This is a genomic window from Alphaproteobacteria bacterium, assembly GCA_039980135.1.
In the GTDB taxonomy this organism is placed as follows: Bacteria; Pseudomonadota; Alphaproteobacteria; order UBA6615; family UBA6615; genus UBA8079.
This window is the reverse complement of the sequence record JBDXCV010000009.1, coordinates 556,737-573,862: the sequence shown is the minus strand read 5'-3', so window position 1 is coordinate 573,862 and position 17,126 is coordinate 556,737. Positions and strand designations below refer to the sequence as shown.

General features: G+C 63.0%; 19 protein-coding genes and 1 riboswitch. Of the genes, 15 read left to right on the top strand and 4 right to left on the bottom strand.

Going from position 1 to position 17,126, the window contains the following annotated elements; translation table 11 throughout:
• The first annotated feature begins 41 nt into the window (after positions 1 to 41).
• The 11 genes from ABJ363_13235 to ABJ363_13185 all read left to right on the top strand — a co-directional run bounded on the left by ABJ363_13235 (position 42) and on the right by ABJ363_13185 (position 9,872).
• Positions 42 to 956 (top strand): heme o synthase, encoded by a 915-nt coding sequence (locus tag ABJ363_13235; protein MEP4379960.1) that lies wholly within the window; start codon positions 42 to 44, stop codon positions 954 to 956.
• 7 nt (positions 957 to 963) lie between these two features.
• Positions 964 to 1,095, top strand: a complete 132-nt coding sequence (locus ABJ363_13230) for a hypothetical protein (GenBank protein MEP4379959.1) — start codon at positions 964 to 966, stop codon at positions 1,093 to 1,095.
• Between the two features lie 2 nt (positions 1,096 to 1,097).
• Entirely contained in the window at positions 1,098 to 1,712 is a 615-nt protein-coding gene (locus tag ABJ363_13225; protein ID MEP4379958.1) for a cytochrome c oxidase assembly protein, read from the top strand.
• A 51-nt stretch (positions 1,713 to 1,763) separates the two neighbouring features.
• Positions 1,764 to 2,615, top strand: coding sequence for a cytochrome c oxidase subunit 3 (locus ABJ363_13220; protein ID MEP4379957.1), 852 nt, complete (start codon positions 1,764 to 1,766; stop codon positions 2,613 to 2,615).
• 25 nt (positions 2,616 to 2,640) lie between these two features.
• Positions 2,641 to 3,012 (top strand): DUF983 domain-containing protein, encoded by a 372-nt coding sequence (locus ABJ363_13215; protein MEP4379956.1) that lies wholly within the window; start codon positions 2,641 to 2,643, stop codon positions 3,010 to 3,012.
• Positions 3,013 to 3,048: 36 nt separating this feature from the next.
• Positions 3,049 to 3,756 carry an SURF1 family protein gene (locus tag ABJ363_13210; GenBank protein MEP4379955.1) on the top strand — a complete coding sequence of 236 codons (708 nt, stop codon included), beginning with the start codon at positions 3,049 to 3,051 and terminating at the stop codon, positions 3,754 to 3,756.
• The gene (locus ABJ363_13205; protein MEP4379954.1) at positions 3,753 to 5,258 is read left to right on the top strand and encodes a carboxypeptidase M32; all 1,506 of its coding nucleotides are present in this window, start codon (positions 3,753 to 3,755) and stop codon (positions 5,256 to 5,258) included. The genes ABJ363_13210 and ABJ363_13205 overlap by 4 nt, the downstream gene beginning before the upstream one ends.
• A 74-nt stretch (positions 5,259 to 5,332) precedes the next feature.
• Positions 5,333 to 6,739: a threonine synthase gene (gene thrC / locus ABJ363_13200; GenBank protein ID MEP4379953.1), complete on the top strand. Its 1,407-nt coding sequence runs from the start codon at positions 5,333 to 5,335 to the stop codon at positions 6,737 to 6,739.
• Between the two features lie 8 nt (positions 6,740 to 6,747).
• Complete coding sequence (locus ABJ363_13195; GenBank protein ID MEP4379952.1) at positions 6,748 to 8,010, top strand: pitrilysin family protein; 1,263 nt, start codon at positions 6,748 to 6,750, stop codon at positions 8,008 to 8,010.
• Between the two features lie 10 nt (positions 8,011 to 8,020).
• The gene (locus ABJ363_13190) at positions 8,021 to 8,632 is read left to right on the top strand and encodes a GNAT family protein (GenBank protein MEP4379951.1); all 612 of its coding nucleotides are present in this window, start codon (positions 8,021 to 8,023) and stop codon (positions 8,630 to 8,632) included.
• Positions 8,633 to 8,654: 22 nt separating this feature from the next.
• Positions 8,655 to 9,872 (top strand): MFS transporter, encoded by a 1,218-nt coding sequence (locus ABJ363_13185; GenBank protein MEP4379950.1) that lies wholly within the window; start codon positions 8,655 to 8,657, stop codon positions 9,870 to 9,872.
• Here ABJ363_13185 and ABJ363_13180 read toward each other — a convergent pair.
• Entirely contained in the window at positions 9,869 to 10,447 is a 579-nt protein-coding gene (locus ABJ363_13180; protein MEP4379949.1) for a YqgE/AlgH family protein, read from the bottom strand. The genes ABJ363_13185 and ABJ363_13180 overlap by 4 nt on opposite strands.
• Positions 10,448 to 10,599: 152 nt before the next feature.
• Between ABJ363_13180 and ABJ363_13175 the strand changes: the two genes are divergently transcribed.
• Both ABJ363_13175 and ABJ363_13170 read left to right on the top strand, forming a co-directional pair.
• On the top strand, positions 10,600 to 12,765 hold the full coding sequence (locus ABJ363_13175) for a protein-disulfide reductase DsbD domain-containing protein (protein ID MEP4379948.1): 2,166 nt from the start codon (positions 10,600 to 10,602) through the stop codon (positions 12,763 to 12,765).
• 141 nt (positions 12,766 to 12,906) lie between these two features.
• Complete coding sequence (locus ABJ363_13170) at positions 12,907 to 13,389, top strand: peroxiredoxin (protein MEP4379947.1); 483 nt, start codon at positions 12,907 to 12,909, stop codon at positions 13,387 to 13,389.
• Between the two features lie 77 nt (positions 13,390 to 13,466).
• Here the strand turns inward: ABJ363_13170 and rnhA are convergent, their stop codons facing one another.
• From rnhA to ispH, 3 genes are read right to left on the bottom strand one after another with little or no spacing between them, the layout of a single operon-like run.
• Positions 13,467 to 13,910 carry a ribonuclease HI gene (gene rnhA, locus ABJ363_13165; protein ID MEP4379946.1) on the bottom strand — a complete coding sequence of 148 codons (444 nt, stop codon included), beginning with the start codon at positions 13,908 to 13,910 and terminating at the stop codon, positions 13,467 to 13,469.
• Positions 13,907 to 14,905: a homoserine kinase gene (locus ABJ363_13160; protein ID MEP4379945.1), complete on the bottom strand. Its 999-nt coding sequence runs from the start codon at positions 14,903 to 14,905 to the stop codon at positions 13,907 to 13,909. The genes rnhA and ABJ363_13160 overlap by 4 nt, the downstream gene beginning before the upstream one ends.
• 9 nt (positions 14,906 to 14,914) lie before the next feature.
• Positions 14,915 to 15,859 carry a 4-hydroxy-3-methylbut-2-enyl diphosphate reductase gene (ispH, locus tag ABJ363_13155; protein MEP4379944.1) on the bottom strand — a complete coding sequence of 315 codons (945 nt, stop codon included), beginning with the start codon at positions 15,857 to 15,859 and terminating at the stop codon, positions 14,915 to 14,917.
• A gap of 153 nt (positions 15,860 to 16,012) precedes the next feature.
• Between ispH and ABJ363_13150 the strand changes: the two genes are divergently transcribed.
• Positions 16,013 to 16,252 (top strand): CDGSH iron-sulfur domain-containing protein, encoded by a 240-nt coding sequence (locus tag ABJ363_13150; GenBank protein MEP4379943.1) that lies wholly within the window; start codon positions 16,013 to 16,015, stop codon positions 16,250 to 16,252.
• A 19-nt stretch (positions 16,253 to 16,271) separates the two neighbouring features.
• On the top strand, positions 16,272 to 16,841 hold the full coding sequence (locus ABJ363_13145) for a hypothetical protein (GenBank protein MEP4379942.1): 570 nt from the start codon (positions 16,272 to 16,274) through the stop codon (positions 16,839 to 16,841).
• 131 nt (positions 16,842 to 16,972) lie between these two features.
• Positions 16,973 to 17,063: riboswitch (glycine riboswitch) on the top strand.
• Positions 17,064 to 17,126 lie beyond the last annotated feature (63 nt).

Sequence of the window (17,126 nt, the reverse complement as noted above, 5' to 3'; positions counted from 1 at the left end):
ATTGGCGCAAACGGAGTTGAGCATTGGCTGATGCCGCGTATCTGAACCGGGCGAATGAGACCGCGCTGCCTGTCGCGGCGGGCTCACGCGTCTCGGATTTCGTGGCGCTGCTGAAGCCGCGGGTGATGACGCTCGTGGTGTTTTCCGGGGCGGTCGGTCTGTTCATCGCGCCGGGCGCATTGCACCCGTTGCTCGCGGTCGTGGCGATCCTGTGTATCGCCGTCGGCTCCGGCGCGGCGGGCGCCATCAACATGTGGTACGAGCGCGATATCGACGCGCTGATGTCGCGCACGGCGAACCGTCCGTTGCCCGCGGGGCGCGTGGCGCCGGGCGACGCGCTTGGGTTCGCGACGGTCTTGGCCGTGTTCTCGGTCACACTCATGGGGTTCGCGACGAACTGGGTCGCGGCGGTACTGCTGGCCGCGGCAATCCTGTTCTATGTGTTCGTCTACACCGTCTGGCTCAAGCGGCGCACGCCGCAGAACATCGTTATCGGCGGTGCTGCCGGTGCGTTTCCACCGATGATCGGCTGGGCGGCCGTGACGGGTGATGTCAGCCTGATTTCACTCAGCCTCTTCGCCATCATCTTCCTGTGGACACCGCCGCATTTCTGGGCTCTCGCGCTCTATCGCAGCGGTGATTATGCGCGCGCGGGTGTGCCGATGATGCCGGTTGTCGCGGGCCGCAAATCGACCAAGCATCAGATGCTGGCCTACACCTTGTTGTTGGTCCCGGTAAGCCTCGTGCCCTTCGCGCTCGGCGCGGCGGGCCTGCTCTATGCCATCGGCGCCGCGGCCCTCGGCGTGGCGTTTATTGTCTGCGCGGTGCGTGTCTTGCGCGAACCCGATGCGGCGGAGGACAGGCGCGCGCGGCAGATGTTCGGGTTCTCGATTCTTTATCTGTTCCTCGTATTCGCGCTTCTGCTCGCGGATTCACTGATCGCGCTGGTGGGCTAGATCGACGATGGCGAAACGTGAATACAGCGAACGGCACCGTGAACAACGCGGTAAAAATTACGCGATGTTGGCTGTCATCGGCGGCCTGATCCTGATCTTCTACCTCGTGTTCATTGCACGCGCAGGGTTACTGGGATGAGCATGGCCGAGAACCGCAACCGCAACCGCCGCCGCCGCAACCGCTACGTTTTCGGCGGGTTGATCGTGATGATCCTCGGCATGAACGGTTTTGCCTACGCGACCGTCCCGGCCTACCGGGCCTTTTGTCAGAAATTCGGTTTCGCCGGCATTCCGCTGGTTGAAGCCAGCGCGCCCCAGACGGAAGAAATCCTTGCCGACCGGCCGATCACCGTCCGATTCAACAGCGACATCGAGCCTGCCCTCGACTGGCGGTTCAAGCCGGTGCAGCGTACGATCGATCTGCATGTCGGCGAGTCTGGTCTGGCCTTTTTCGAGGCAACCAACCGCCACTCAGAGCCGGTGACCGGGACAGCCACGTTCAACGTCACGCCGCTCAAGGCCGCACCGTATTTTGTGAAAGTCCAGTGTTTCTGTTTCACGGAGCAGACCCTGGCGGCCGGCGAGACGGCCCAGATGCCGGTCACATTCTTCGTCGATCCCGCGATTGCAGAAGACCAGAATCTCGATGACGTGACCGAAATTACCCTGAGTTACACCTTTTTCCGCGATCATGACGCCGATGCCGCCCGCAAGGCAGCATCGTTGCAGAAGGCCGACAAGACCCGAGTGAACTGATACCTGTTCAAAGCCCGGACGATACTGCCCGGCGAAAAGTGAGAAAAGCACATGAGTGATCACGCACACGAATCACACGGCAACCACCCCTATCACATGGTGGAGCCGAGCCACTGGCCGATCGTCGGTTCGATCGGCGGGTTCCTGATGGCCGTCGGGCTTGTGATCTTCCTGCATCCCGGATCGTTGGGTGCGGGCTTGCAGCCCTTCTTCGAGACCATTGGTCTGTGGACGATCGCACCGGGCAGCGTCCTCGCCATGATGACGATGATGGGATGGTGGCGCGACGTCATCGACGAAGCACATGTGCAGAAGATGCATACCAAGGTCGTGCAGCTCAGCCTGCGCTACGGCATGATGCTCTTCATCATCTCCGAGATCATGTTCTTCGCGGCCTGGTTCTGGGCGTTCTTCGGCGCCGCGCTGTTCCCGACGGAATCGATCGGGTCGGTCTGGCCGCCGGACGGGGTCGAGGTCTTCAACCCGTTCGACCTGCCCCTGCTGAACACGCTGATCCTTCTCACGTCGGGCTTCACGGTCACCTGGGCGCATCACGATATCCGCGAGGGCAACATGTCCCACGCGGCCAAGATGCTGGGCTGGACCGTCATGCTGGGCATGATTTTCACGGCCGCACAGGTGTTCGAATATGCCCACGCACCTTTCGGGTTCCGTGACGGCATCTACTCCTCGACCTTCTTCATGGCGACCGGCTTTCATGGTTTCCACGTGATCGTCGGGACGGTATTCCTCGCCGTTTGCTGGTGGCGCACAGCGAAGGGGCAGTTCACCAAGGACCATCACTTCGGCTTCGAGGCGGCGGCCTGGTACTGGCATTTCGTCGATGTCGTGTGGCTGTTCCTGTTCTCGTTCGTGTATGTCTGGAGCACCTTCGCCGCCTGATTGGTTACTGGATCGGACAAGCTGCGTGGTCGCGTATTATCCGAGGCAGTCCAGCCTGAAGACCGGTCTGCGCTGCGCGTGTCCGCGATGCGGGCAGGGCAAGCTGTACACGGGTCTGCTGACGGTCCGCGAGCGCTGTCCGGTCTGCGATTTCGACTACAGCCGGTTGAACACGGATGACGGGGCGGCCTTCTTTATCATCGTGCTGTACAGCGCGTTGATTCTGCCGCTCGCGGCCTGGTTCCAGTTTACCGTCGCCCCGCCGGTCTGGGTCCATTTCCTGGTCTGGATACCGGTGATCATCGTGGGGGCGATTGCGCTGATGCGTCCGTTCAAGGCCTGGCTTGTGGCGCAGCAGTTCAAGCACAATGTGGATGACGCGGATATCACGCGCTGAACACCGGGGCCTCGTGCACCCGTCTGGTAGATGAATATGCGCTTTCGACCGACATTCTGGGCGACCGCCCTGGCGTTGCCTGTGCTGATCGTTCTGATTGGTCTCGGCACCTGGCAGGTGCAGCGGCTGCAATGGAAGAACGAACTCATCGCGACCCGCGCCGAACGCGTCGGAGCGCTCCCCGTCGAGATCACGGAAGCGCTGGCCGCCGCGGGTGATCTGGCCGATGTCGAATACCGGCCCGTGACCGTGTCGGGTGAATTGCGCAACGATCGTGCGATGATTCTGCTCAACCGGGTGCACAACGGCCAGGTCGGCGGTCATCTGATTGCGCCGATGGAACTGGCGAACGGATTGGGCACGGTGATGGTCGACCGGGGCTGGATGTCCCTCCCGGATTTGCGCGCGTTTGCGGCCGCCGGCGGCGAATCAGTCACGCTCGACGGTTTCGTGCGGATGTACACGGCGCCGGGCGGCTTCGTGCCGGAAAACGAACCGGCCACGAACAACTGGTTCTTCATGCATGAAGGCGAGATGCTGGCGGCTGCGGGCCTGTCCGGGCCGGTCGGGTTCTATGTGCAGGCCGGACCGAAGGCGACGCCGCCGGGCGTCTATCCGATGGGCGCGGTCCCTGACGTCAATCTGCGGAACTCCCATCTCGAATATGCTGTCACCTGGTACGCGCTCGCGGCTGTGTTCCTGGTGATCTTTTTCATTTTTCACTGGAATCGGAAAGACACATGACCGACAGCGCCGCCTATGCGACCCTGCAGGATGTCTACCGCCGCCGCGCGCTGATCGGTGACGCGCTGGGTATCCTCGACTGGGACCAGGCGACGACCATGCCCGAGGGCAGCGCCGAGGGCCGCGCGGAACAGATCGCGACCCTGAGCGTCATGCGTCACGAGTTGTTGGTTCACCCCCGGGTGTCCGACGGCATCGCACGGGCAAAACAGGATTTCGCCGCGCACGACACCGACGACTGGCACCGGGGCAACTTGCGCGAGATGGAACGTGCCCATGCGCTGGCGTCCGCGGTGCCCGGCGATCTCGTCGAGGCGGCGGCGCGGGCCAATGCGGTGTGCGAACTTCAATGGCGGCGCGCGCGCGCGGAAAACGACTATCCGAGCCTCCTCCCGGCGCTGCGCGAAGTGCTCAACCTGGTACGCCAGACGGCGGATGCCCGCGCCGCGGCACTCTCGCTGGCGCCGTATGACGCGCTGCTTGAGGAATACGAGGCGGGCACGCGGATGGCGCGCCTCGACCCGCTGTTCGACCGCCTCGCGGCGTTCCTGCCCGCGTTCCTGCCGCAGGTATTGGAATGCCAGGCCGGACAGCCGACACCCGTCCGGCCCGCGGGACCGTTCGCGATCGCCGACCAGCGCGCCCTGGCGGCGGAGTTGATGCAGGCCCTGGGCTTCGATTTCGAGCGCGGCCGGTTGGATATCAGCCATCACCCCTTCTGTGGCGGCGCGACCGGCGATGTCCGGATCACGACGCGCTACAATGAGGATGATTTCACCGAATCCCTGATGGGCGTCCTGCACGAGACGGGTCATGCGCTGTATGAGGGCGGCTTGCCGCGCGACTGGCAGTTCCAGCCGGTGGGCAACGCGCTCGGCATGGCGATCCACGAAAGCCAGTCCCTGCTGATCGAGATGCAGGTCAGCCGGTCGCGGCCGTTCCTGAGCTACGCCCTGCCGCATATGCAAACCGCCTTCGGCGGCGCGGGCGATGCCTGGGATGTCGACAATATCTGCCGGCTCTACACCCGCGTGTCGCCCGGTTTCATCCGGGTGGACGCCGACGAGGTGACGTACCCCTTGCACATCATCCTGCGCTACCGGCTCGAACAGGCGATGTTGTCGGGTGACCTCGATCTGGCGGACCTTCCCGGTGCGTGGAATGACGGCATGCAGGAACTGCTGGGGATCACGCCGCCGGATGACCGCCACGGTTGCCTGCAGGATATTCACTGGCCGTCGGGATCGTTCGGCTATTTTCCGACCTACACGCTGGGCGCAATGGCGGCCGCGCAGTTCTACCGCGCCGCGCGCCGCGACCTGCCCGGTCTCGAGGCGGATATCGCCGCGGGCGATCTGGCCCCGATGGTTTGCTGGTTGCGCACCCATGTGCACGGCCGCGGGTCATGTCATACGGCTGACGAATTGTTGTCCCGCGCCACGGGCGAGCCGCTCAATCCCGAGATCTTCCTCGAACATCTGAATGCGCGCTATCTGGGCTAATCCTGCGCCGCATCGTCTTGTATCCGCATATCGCGTTGGATAGGTTAGCGCGCTTTTCATCGAAGGACCCGAATTTGGAATATGTAAGCACCAGGGGCACCGCGCCGGCGTTGGAGTTCGAGGACGTTCTGTTGAGCGGTCTCGCGCGCGACGGCGGGCTGTTTGTGCCGGCCACCTGGCCTTCGATCGAAGCCGACGATATCCGCGCCCTGCAGGGGCTCGACTATGCCGACATCGCGGCAAGAATCCTGCGCCCGTTCATCGACACCCAGACCCTCGCCGACACGCAGCTGCAACAGCTTGCGCGCGAAACCTATGCCGGGTTCGATCACCCGGACGTGGCCCCGCTGCGCCAGATCGACGACGACACATGGCTGCTGGAGCTCTTCCACGGCCCCACGCTCGCCTTCAAGGATTTCGCCCTGCAGCTGCTCGGTCGCCTGTTCGAGCATGTGCTGGCGCGCCGCGATGCGCGCATCACGATTGTGGGCGCCACCTCCGGTGACACGGGGTCGGCCGCGATCGAGGCCTGCCGGGACCGCAAAAACCTCGACATTTTCATGCTCCATCCGCAGGGCCGCGTGTCCGAGGTCCAGCGCCGCCAGATGACCACCGTCGTTGCCGACAATGTCTACAACATCGCACTCGGCGGCACGTTCGACGATTGCCAAGATCTTGTGAAGGCGCTGTTTGCCGACCACGAACTGCGGGACGAGGTCGGACTGTCGGCCGTGAATTCGATCAACTGGGCCCGGATCATGGGCCAGACCGCCTATTATTTTGCCGCCGGTGCGAAGCTGGGCGCGCCCGATGAGGCGCTCACTTTCGTGGTGCCGACCGGGAATTTCGGCAATGTCTACTCGGCCTATGTCGCGCGCCGGATGGGCCTGCCGATCTCCCGTCTGGTGGTGGCCTCCAATCGCAACGACATCCTCTATCGCTTCTTCGCCGAGGGCGAAATGTCGATTTCGGCCGTGGAACCCTCCTACTCGCCAAGCATGGACATACAGGTGTCGAGCAATTTCGAACGCCTAATGTTCGAACTTCTCGACCGGGACGGCGCCGCCGTCGACGCGGCCGTGCACGCGTTCCGGCGTGACGGTGTCCTGCCCGATGGCCAGAAGCTCAGCGATGATGCGCGCGGCCTGTTTGCCGCATACCGCGTGGATGATGACGAAACGCTGGAGGTGATCCGCGACGTGCACGCCCGGTCGGGGGTCCTGGTCGATCCCCATACGGCGGTCGGAATTGGCGCGGCCCGCAAGGCGCCGCGTGACGGACACAAGCGGGTGGTTCTCGCCACGGCCCATCCGGCGAAGTTCCCCGATGCGGTGGAGAAGGCGACGGGGGTCCGGCCGGCATTGCCGTCGCACCTGTCGGATCTGCTGGAACGCCCGGAACAGGCGGCGACCATTGAAAATGATGTTGCGGCGGTGCGTGCATTTGTGCGCGACCATGCGGCAGCACGAAAGACAGGTTGAGAACGCCCATGAGCGACGTCCGGATAACCACGCTTCCCAATGGCGTCCGTGTGGTCAGCGATGAGATGCCGACCGTCGAGTCCGTCTCCATCGGCATGTGGGTGCGGGCCGGCGCGCGTTTTGAGGCCCCCGAGGTCAACGGCGTCGCACATTTGCTCGAGCATATGATGTTCAAGGGCACACCGCGGCGGACCTCACAGCAGATCGCCGAGACGATCGAGAGCGTCGGCGGGCATATCAACGCCTACACCGCGCGCGAAGTCACCGCCTACTACGCGAAGGTGTTGAAGGATGACGCGGGGCTGGCCATCGATGTGATCGCGGACTTCATGCAGAATTCTCTTTTCGATGAGCAGGAACTGGGCCGCGAGCGATCCGTGGTGCTGCAGGAGATCGGCCAGGCGCGCGACACGCCCGATGATGTGGTGTTCGATAATTTCCAGGCCGTGGCGTTTCCCGAACAGCCCCTGGGTCGCCCGGTTCTGGGCCGTCCTGATGTGGTCGGGCAGATGCCGCGCGAAGCCATCGTCGGTTTTCACGGTCGGCATTATCACGGCGGATCGATCGTGCTGGCTGCCGCGGGCAGCATCACCCATGACGCGCTGGTGGCGCTGGCGGAAGCGCATTTGTCCGACGTGCGCGCCGGCACGGCGCAGGCCTTGCCGACCGCAACATATGGTGGCGGCGAAAGCCGGGAAGCGCGCGAGCTCGAACAGGTGCATTTCGTGATCGGATTTCGCGGCGCGCCGGTCGGGTCCGACGAATATTACGCCCTGTCGGTACTCTCCAACCTCTTCGGCGGCGGCATGTCGTCGCGCCTGTTCCAGGAAATCCGCGAACGGCGCGGGCTGGTCTACTCGATCGATACCTTCCTTTCCGCATTCTCGGACGAAGGCGTGTTCGGGATCTATGCCGGCACCGGACCGGAACTCGTCGAGGAGTTTGTGCCGGCCCTGTGCGACGAGATCTCTCGGCTGTCATCGACCCTCGGCGAGGACGAAATCGCGCGCGCACGCACGCAACTGAAGGCGAACCTGCTGATGGGCATGGAATCCACCGGTGCGCGGGCCGAGCGCGCGGGTCAGCAGATGCTGTTGTACGATCGGGTGGTGTCGGTCGATGAACTCGTCGAGAAGATCGAGAACGTGACGCCCGAAACGCTTGCCATCAGCGCGCGGCGGTTGCTCGAATCCACGCCGTGTCTGGCCACGATCGGCCCGGCGACGAACATGGAATCGTTCGACGTCATCCGCGGTCGACTGGCGGCGTAGGGCGGGCGCGATGCGGCTGTTTCGTTCCTTTTCGGGTAATGCCAACAGCGTAAGGCTGGAGGGACCGCGCACGTTTCTGCGGCCGCCGGTCGAGCGCGACTGGCGATCCTATGCCGAGATTCGTGCCGCCAGCCGGCAGTTCCTGGAGCCGTGGGAGCCGACCTGGCCGTCGGATGCGCTCAGCCGCGACGCGTTCTATCGGCGCCTGAACCGCTATGCCAGCGACTGGCGCAACGATACCGGCTACAGCATGTTCGTGTTTGACCGTGAAAGTCCCGCGCTCCTCGGCGGGATCAGCCTGTCGAACGTACGGCGCGGGGTCGCGCAATGCGGCACGCTGGGCTACTGGATCGGCGAGGCCTATGCGGGGCAGGGCTATATGCGCGAGGGGCTGGGGCTGCTGCTCGACTTTTGTTTCACCGAGCTGGGCCTGCACCGGGTCGAGGCGGCCTGTCTGCCGACCAACGAGGCCAGCCGCGGCCTGCTGAACGCGTCGGGTTTCTCGGAAGACGGGTTCGCGCGGAAATACCTCAAGATCAGGGGTGTCTGGCAGGATCATGTGCTGTTCTCCCTGCTCGCCGAGGACCATCGGACCGCCGCGTCGCGCGCGCCGGGCTCGTGATGACGCGGGTTCGGCCGCGCGCATGAACACGTCGCGCGTTTCCGCGAAGGTCCTGGCGCGCAAGCGCCTGCGTGTCCTGACCATCCTGTTGACCAGCGGGCTGGCGTTTCTCGCCCCGTCGGCGATCGCACCGGGACTGCCTGCGCTTCGCGCGGATTTCGCGCATGTCGCCAATGCGGAGTTCCTGTCGCCGCTCGTGTTGACGATGCCCATGCTGTTCATCGCACTGGCGGGCCCGTTCGTCGGCTACGCGGTCGACCGATTTGGACGCCGTAATGTCCTGATCACGTCGACATTTCTGTACGGCCTCGCGGGTATCTCCGGGCTGGTCATCGAATCGATTATTCTCCTGCTCGTCAGCCGCGCGTTGCTGGGGGTTTTTCTTGCCGGGATCATGACCAGTGTGACGGCGCTGGTCGGTGATTATTTCGTCGGGCCTGAACGCAACCGCGTGGCTGGCCTGCAGGGCGCATTCATGTCATTCGGCACGCTCGTGTTTGTCGTCATCGCCGGGCTCCTCGCGGAAATTCACTGGCGTGTCGGTTTCACGCTTTTTGCGACCGCCTTTGTGATGCTGCCGCTGATGTTCCTGAGCCTGTATGAACCCGATAAGGACGGTTCCGTCGGTGCCGGTGCGTCTGAGCCGCCACCGACCATGCAACAATGGACGGGGATCGGGCTGATTTGCGGCCTCGCATTTGTAGCCATGATCATCCTGTTCATGGTTCCGTCGCAGACCGCCTTCTTCCTGGTGGAGATTGGTGTCGAGGACCCGACGCGTGCGGGGCTGGCGATCGGATTATTTAATTTCTCGGCAGGGCTGGCATCGCTCACCTACAGCCGCGTGCGGGAGAAGCTCTGTCCGGAGGCGATCTTTGCGCTGATATTCGCCATCGGCGGAACCGGATATATTCTGACCGGTTTTTCGGACAGTTTCACCGGCACCATGATCGCAATGGGCATCGGCGGGTTCTCGGTCGGAGCGTTCCTGCCGAATATCAACCTTGCGATTATTTCGCGGGCCGCGATGAGCGTGCGCGGCCGCGCCCTTGGTGCGCTGACCACCATGTTCTTCCTGGGCCAGTTCTTCTCGCCGGTCTACGCGGTACCGCTCGCCAGTGCGGTCAGTGTCGGATACGCGTTCATTGTCAGCGGGTTCGTGCTGGTTGGGCTCAGCGTGGGGTTCATCCTCTATGTGACGGTCCGGCACCTGCGCCGTCGCCCCGCCGGTGAAAGCTAGGCACGGCCCGATGCACCGGACAGGACCGACAGATCGACACCGATGCTGTTGAAGGCGCGTTCCCATTTCTCGTCATCGTTGACCTCGAACATCAGGTCTTCGTCATAGGGTACGGACAGCCAGGCGTTGTCTTGTATTTCGGAATCGAGTTGTCCCGCCCCCCAGCCGGCGTAACCAAGCGCGAGTATTGATCGCTCCGGACCCTCGCCCTGGCCCAGCGCCCGCAGGATATCGAGGGTAGCCGTCAGGCCGACATGTTCCGTGACCATTAATGTCTCGGCATGGCGGTATTCGCCGGAGTGAAGAACGAAGCCGCGCTGATTTTCCACCGGACCGCCGAAATGAACCGGCACGTGGCGGGCGCTGTCGGCGGCAGGAATATCCAGCTGTCCGAGGAGTTCACGGAAGTCGATCGAATCCAGTGTCTTGTTGATTACCAGCCCCATCGCGCCTTCATCATTGTGCGCGCACATGTAGATGACGGCGCGCTCGAAACGCGGATCGGTCATCGCCGGCATGGCCAGCAGCATTTGCCCTTCGAAATACATTCCCGGCGTGTTTTCGCTGTCTGTCATGTTTTCCTGGATCCCGATGGCGCGTTTGTCATTCTATTCCGACACGTAATTGTGAGGGCTGTTGAGCGGCGAGCCGCTATATTCCGGGGTAATCATCCCTATATTTCAAGCATTAGAATCATTCTCACCCTCACAGGCAAACCCGCCAGGGCATGAACGATATGGTACCGCGTTTCCGCGAAGTTTTGCGTCTGGCCGCGATTGTGGCGGTCATTCCGGCGATTTTATGGCCGGGCCTGGCCGTGAGCGACGTCGCGACGGACTGGCTGGAGGGCCCGAAAGCCGATATCCGCCTGATTTCGGCAACGACAGCGGTGGGTGACCTGGAGACGATTCCGCTGGGCATCGAGGTCCGCCTTGATGACGGCTGGAAGACCTACTGGCGCTCGCCGGGCGACGCCGGCATTCCGCCCCATGTGGAGTGGGGAAAGTCAGACAACCTGGCCTCGGCGGCGTTCCAGTGGCCCGCGCCGGTGCGGTTCATGTACTACGATCTGGAAACGTTCGGCTACGAGAAGCAGGTCGTGTTCCCGGTCAATGCGCAGTTGCAGAACATCGGTGAAGCGGTTTCATTGCGGGCGACCGTCGACTTGCTGATCTGCGACGATGTGTGCATCCCCCATACATTTCAGGCCTCGCTTGACCTTCCCGCTGGTCCGGCCAACCCGTCCGAATTCGCCAACATGATCGATCGGTTCCAGAACCAGGTGCCGGGCGACGGCAGTCGTGCGGGCCTGGTCTTCGAGGGTGCCGACGTCTCGGGCACCAATGTAAAGCCGCTGATCCGCACGGCCTTTCGTGCGGACACGCCGTTTCAGACCCCGGACCTTCTGGTCGAGGGATCGGGCGACGTGGTCTTCTCCAACCCCGAGTTCAAGTATCTCGAAAATGGCCGGGTCGTCCTGGCGTCGGTCACGGCAGAAGATATTTTCGGTGAAGGCGCGCCGGTCGATCTCGAAAGCGATCCGCTGGTCTTCACCCTGATTGACGGCGCGCGGAGCATCGAGGCGAGCGCCATGCCGCTGGCCAATGGCCTGGCACATGTGGATACCGGCGGATTGGCGATCACAACACTATTGTCGATCATGGCGCTGGCGCTGGTCGGCGGGCTGATCCTGAACCTGATGCCCTGTGTGTTGCCCGTGATCTCGATCAAGCTTCTGTCGGTGGTCAGCCATGGCGGCGGCGATCCGAAGGAAGTCCGCCTCGGCTTCCTGGCCACGACTGCGGGTATCGTTGTGTCCTTCCTCGCTCTGGCGAGCCTCGCCGTGGGTGTAAAGTCGGCCGGACTGGCCGTGGGCTGGGGCATCCAGTTCCAGCAACCGATCTTCGTCGTCACCTTGGTGATCATCCTGACCCTGTTTGCCGCCAACATGTGGGGCCTGTTCGAGGTCCGTCTGCCGGGCAAGGTGTCGGATGTGGCCGTTGCGGCGGGCAACAAGAGTTCGCTCGGTGGCCAGTTCTTTCAGGGTGCGTTTGCGACAATTCTCGCGACGCCCTGCACCGCGCCGTTCCTCGGCACGTCGATCGGCTTCGCGCTCAGCCGCGGTGCGGTCGAGATCTACGCGATCTTCCTTGCGCTCGGGGTCGGCATGGCATTGCCGTTCATTCTGGTGGCGGTCTTTCCGGTGCTGGCGACGAAACTGCCACGTCCGGGTCCCTGGATGAACGGCCTCAAGAAATTCCTCTCGCTCGCGTTGATCGCCACGGCCGTCTGGCTGTTGTCGGTGATGGCGGTGCAGGTGTCGCTCGAGGCCGCGCTGGTTGTCGCCGCTCTGATGGCCGCGATCGTTGCGCTGTTCGCGCTGCGTAACCGGATCCCGGAGAAGCGTGGTCGCATGCTCGGTGCGGGTGTGTTCGCCGCCGCCATTGTTGCCTTCGTTGTGCCGACCGCGCTACCGGCGATCGGCATCGGTGTGCGTGACCAGTCCCGGGTCGCGGCGCGCGACGAGGCCTGGATGCCTTTCGATCCGGTCGCGATTCCGGTGCTCGTGGCGCGAGGCAATGTGGTCTTCGTGGATGTGACGGCGGATTGGTGCATCACCTGTCAGGTCAACAAGAAGCGCGTCCTCGACACGCAGGCCGTAAACGACGCTTTCGAACGCGGCGATGTTGTTCTGATGCGCGCGGACTGGACCAAGCCGAGTGACGTGATTGCCCGGTATCTCGCATCGTTCGGCCGTTTCGGCATTCCGTTCAATGTCATTTACGGGCCGGATTCGCCCCGCGGGGTGGTGTTGCCGGAATTGTTGTCGAGCAATGCGGTGTTCGGGGGGCTCACCGAGGCCGGCATGACGACGGCGGTCGCCGAAAAATAGTCGTTCCCGCCGGATTTTCCTTCGATCCGAGGCTGTAACTTTCCGTAATTCAGACTATGTTGCGAACCGATATCAATGACGCGGTCGGTTCGGACGCGATTGTTCGGACGGCCCGAAACACACCTGATCGAGGAGAGACAGATGGCGATCAACGTAGGCGACAAGATTCCGGCGAGTGCACTCGCTCACAAGACGGCGGACGGCATCGACCAGGTCTCGACCGACGACCTGTTCGGCGGCAAGAAGGTCGTTCTGTTTTCGGTGCCCGGCGCCTTCACACCGACCTGCTCGGCGCAGCATCTGCCCGGTTTCGTGCAGAAGGCCGGTGATCTCAAGGCAAAGGGTGTCGACACGATTGCCTGCATGGCCGTCAACGACCCGTTCGTCATGGAAGCCTGGGGCAAGGATCAGTCCGTCGGCGACACTGTGCTGATGCTGGCCGACGGCTCGGCCGCCTTCACCAAGCAGCTTGGCATGGAACTCGATCTCGTGGACCGGGGTCTGGGCGTGCGCAGTCAGCGCTTCGCGCTGATCGTCGACGACGGCACGGTAACGGAAGTTCTTCTCGACGAGGCCGGCGCCTTCGAGAAGAGCTCGGCCGAGAGTGTCCTCGAACACCTCTAGGCTTTCAGCCATTCGAAAAGATTGCGGGGGCCATCTGGCCCCCGTTTTCGTTCCGCTGTTGAGTCCCGGGTGATCCGTCAGCCGACCGGGATGATCGCGGCGCGGGCGAGTTCGTCGGCGCGTTCATTGTCCGGGTGCCCGGCATGCCCCTTGACCCAGTGCCACTCGATGTCGTGGGGCTCCATCACCTGCTCCAGGCGTTTCCACAGATCGACATTCTTGACCGGTTTCCTGGCGGCGGTTTTCCAGCCGTTGCGCTTCCAGTTGTGGATCCATTTCATGATCCCGTCGCGCACATAGGTTGAATCGGTATACAGATCGACCGGCGAGGGTTGCTTGAGCTCCTCGAGCGCGGCGATTGCCGCCATGAGTTCCATCCGGTTGTTGGTCGTCTCATCTTCGCCGCCCGACAATTCCTTCTCATGCTCGCCGGCGCGCAGGATGGCACCCCAGCCGCCGGGTCCGGGATTTCCCGAACACGCACCGTCGGTATAGATCACGATCCGCGTTGTATCATTCATGGGCATACATCCTCGAAGCTGACGCCGTAGGCGCCGGGGCCATCCACCTGCTGGTGAAACCGCAGCCGGCCCAGAAATTGTTTCGGGTCCTTCGGTTGAACGAAGGCCGCCGTGTCGTGATTGATCCAGTCATACAACCGGGTCAGCAGGAACCGCAGGGCGCTGCCGCGCGCCAACCGGGGAAGGGCGTCGAATTCCGGCCGGGTGAGGGGCCGGACGGAGGCATAGCCGCGCAACAGCGCCCGGGCCTTGGTGACGTTCAGGCTGTTATCGGGCTCGAAGCACCACGCGTTGATGCAGATCGCCAGGTCATAGGCGAGCGCGTCATTGCAGGCGAAATAGAAATCGATGAAGCCCGATAGATTCTCCCCGAGGAAGAACACGTTGTCGGGGAAGAGGTCGGCATGAATCACGCCGTCCGGCAGGTCGCTTGGCCAGTTGGACGCGATGTCGTCGAGTTCCGCATCGAGCATGTCCTTGAGGCCGGGGATAACATCGTCGGCCTGGTCGCGGGTCTGGCCGACGAGGGTCTGCCATCCCGAAACAGACATGTTGTTGGCGCGATGGCCGTCGAAACTCTGTCCGGCGTCGTGCATTTGCGCCAGTGCGGCACCGAGTTCGGCGCAGTGTCGGGGCGTGCTTTTCTTCGGCCAGATGCCGGAGAGGAACGAGACAATTGCGGCCGGCCGGCCGGCAAGCTCGCGCAGCGCGGCACCGTCGCGCCCGTGGATCGGGGTCGGACATGAAAAACCGCTCTCCGCCAGATGATCCATCAGGCCCAGGAAATAGGGGAGGTCTTCGCGATGCACCCGCTTTTCATACAGGGTCAGGATATAGCTTTGGGGTGCGGCGTTCTCCGCCGCCACGGTCTGCAGCAGATAGTTGGTGTTCTCCACACCCTCCGCGATGCCCTTCAGCGAGACGACCTCGCCGATCTCGTAGTCGGCCAGAAAGGCGACCAGGTCTTCGTCGTTCACGTCGGTGTAGACGGCCATCGGAGCGCGCTAGGCGATCAGGGCGCGCGGGAGATTGAAATGCACATTCTCCTCGCGCACCGAGATTTCCTCGATCGTGACATCATATCGCGCGCGACAGGCCTCGACGAATTCCTCCACGAGGGTTTCGGGTGCCGAGGCACCTGCGGTCAGGCCGAGGGTGTTGCAGCCGTCGAAACGGTCCCAGTCCATGCCGCTCGCGCGTTCGACGAGCGCCGCATCCCGGCAGCCCGAACGTAGCGCCACCTCGACGAGGCGGTTTGAATTGGAGGAGTTCGGCGCGCCGATCACGATCATGGCGTCGCACCGTTCGGCAATGGCCTTCACCGCCTCCTGGCGGTTCGTGGTCGCGTAGCAGATATCTTCGGAACCGGGTTCCGCGATATTCGGGAACTTCGCACGCAGTGCCTCGACGATCGCCGCCGTGTCGTCGACCGACAATGTCGTCTGGGTCACATAGGCGAGCGGGGTTTCCTGAGGAATGTCGAGGGTTGCGACATCCTCGACCGTTTCGACCAATGTCATCGAGCCGTCGGGCAATTGCCCCATGGTGCCGATCACTTCGGGATGGCCCGCATGCCCGATCAACAGGATATGCCGGCCCGAGCGTTGCTGGTGCTGGGCCTGATTGTGCACCTTGCTGACCAGTGGGCAGGTAGCGTCGAGGTAGAACAGGTCGCGGCGCTCGGCCTCCACGGGCACGGATTTGGGCACGCCGTGGGCCGAGAAGATCACCTTCGCGTCATCGGGCACTTCCGAGAGTTCGTCCACGAAGACGGCACCCTGGCGTTCGAGATTCTCGACGACGAAGCGGTTGTGGACAATCTCATGGCGGACATATATCGGCCGGCCATAGCGTTCCAGCGCCTGTTCGACGATCTGGATGGCTCGGTCGACACCCGCGCAGAAGCCGCGTGGTTGCGCCAGCAGGATCGTCAGAGGAGATTTCGACATCGAAGCATTCCGAAACGCGTTGTGGAGCCACGAGCGACCTTGTTCTCGGTCCGCCGCTCTCGTAATGTTTTCGCGCGGTCAGTTACCGCGTACCCGTAATATCTTAGTGGCGCCGCACGGTGCAAGGCACGGTACGATGCGCGGAGAGAAGTGATGGCGGATCCGGAGATCGCACAGAAGGAACCCATCGCCGTGGATGTCATTCCGGGGCGGAAATACTGGTGGTGTGTATGCGGGCGCAGCAAGAAGCAGCCCTTCTGCGACAGCGCCCACAAGGGCACAGACTTCGAGCCGGTAATGTTCGAAAGCGACGAGGCCAAGACCATCTGGTTCTGCTGTTGCAAGCAGACGGGCGACAAGCCGTTCTGCGATGGCACACACAACACGCTTTGACCGGATAATTGCTGATCCCATGAGATTTTTGCGAACCGCACATGCCCGTAGCGGATGGGCCGGAACGGGCTGGGCCGCCCTCGCGCTGTTTGTGCTGGCCGCGTGCCAGCAGGGCGCGCCGGCGCCCGCCCCGCCCTGTCCGAATATCGTGATCGTGAAGGACGCCTCGGAACTGACCCAGTTTCTTCCCGGCCCGGGGCGCGATCTGACCGATGTCACCCTGGAGGCGCGTGTTGCGGATTTCCGGGGCTTCTGCGACACGGACATCAAGGAAGACCGGACGGGGATGGTCGATGTGGAATTGCAGCTGTTGATGGCGGCCACACGCGGCCCGGCGGCGACATCGCGTCAGGCGACCGTCAACTATTTCGTCGCCATCGCGGACAAGGACGAGAACATCGTGGCGCGTGAGGAATTCGCGACGATCCTCACCTTTGAAGGCAATCGCAATCGGGTCGGCTTCGCCGAGGAGCTGGCACAGAAAATCCCGTTGCGGGCCGGCCAGCTCGGCGATGAGTTCAGCGTCTTCGTCGGGTTCGTGCTCTCTGACGAAGACCTGAAATACAATCTCAACAAGCGCGGGCGTTAGGCGGCAGTCCCACTACGCAGTCCCAATTCGCGGGCCCATTAGAGTGTCTGCCGACTCCGCGTACTGATTGCATAATGTCGTCGGAAGCGCGTGGTACAGGCCCCGCGCTCGATGTTGAGTAAAATTGTCATGTGACCCCAGCGGGAGAGACCGGCTCGTTTGCCGGCGCCGAAGGAGCAACCGCCCCGGAAACTCTCAGGCATCCAGGACCGCGAGGGGGATGACACTCTGGAAAGCAGGCCCGGCCGGGTATGTACGGCGCCGGGCCTCACCGAAGGCGTAAAC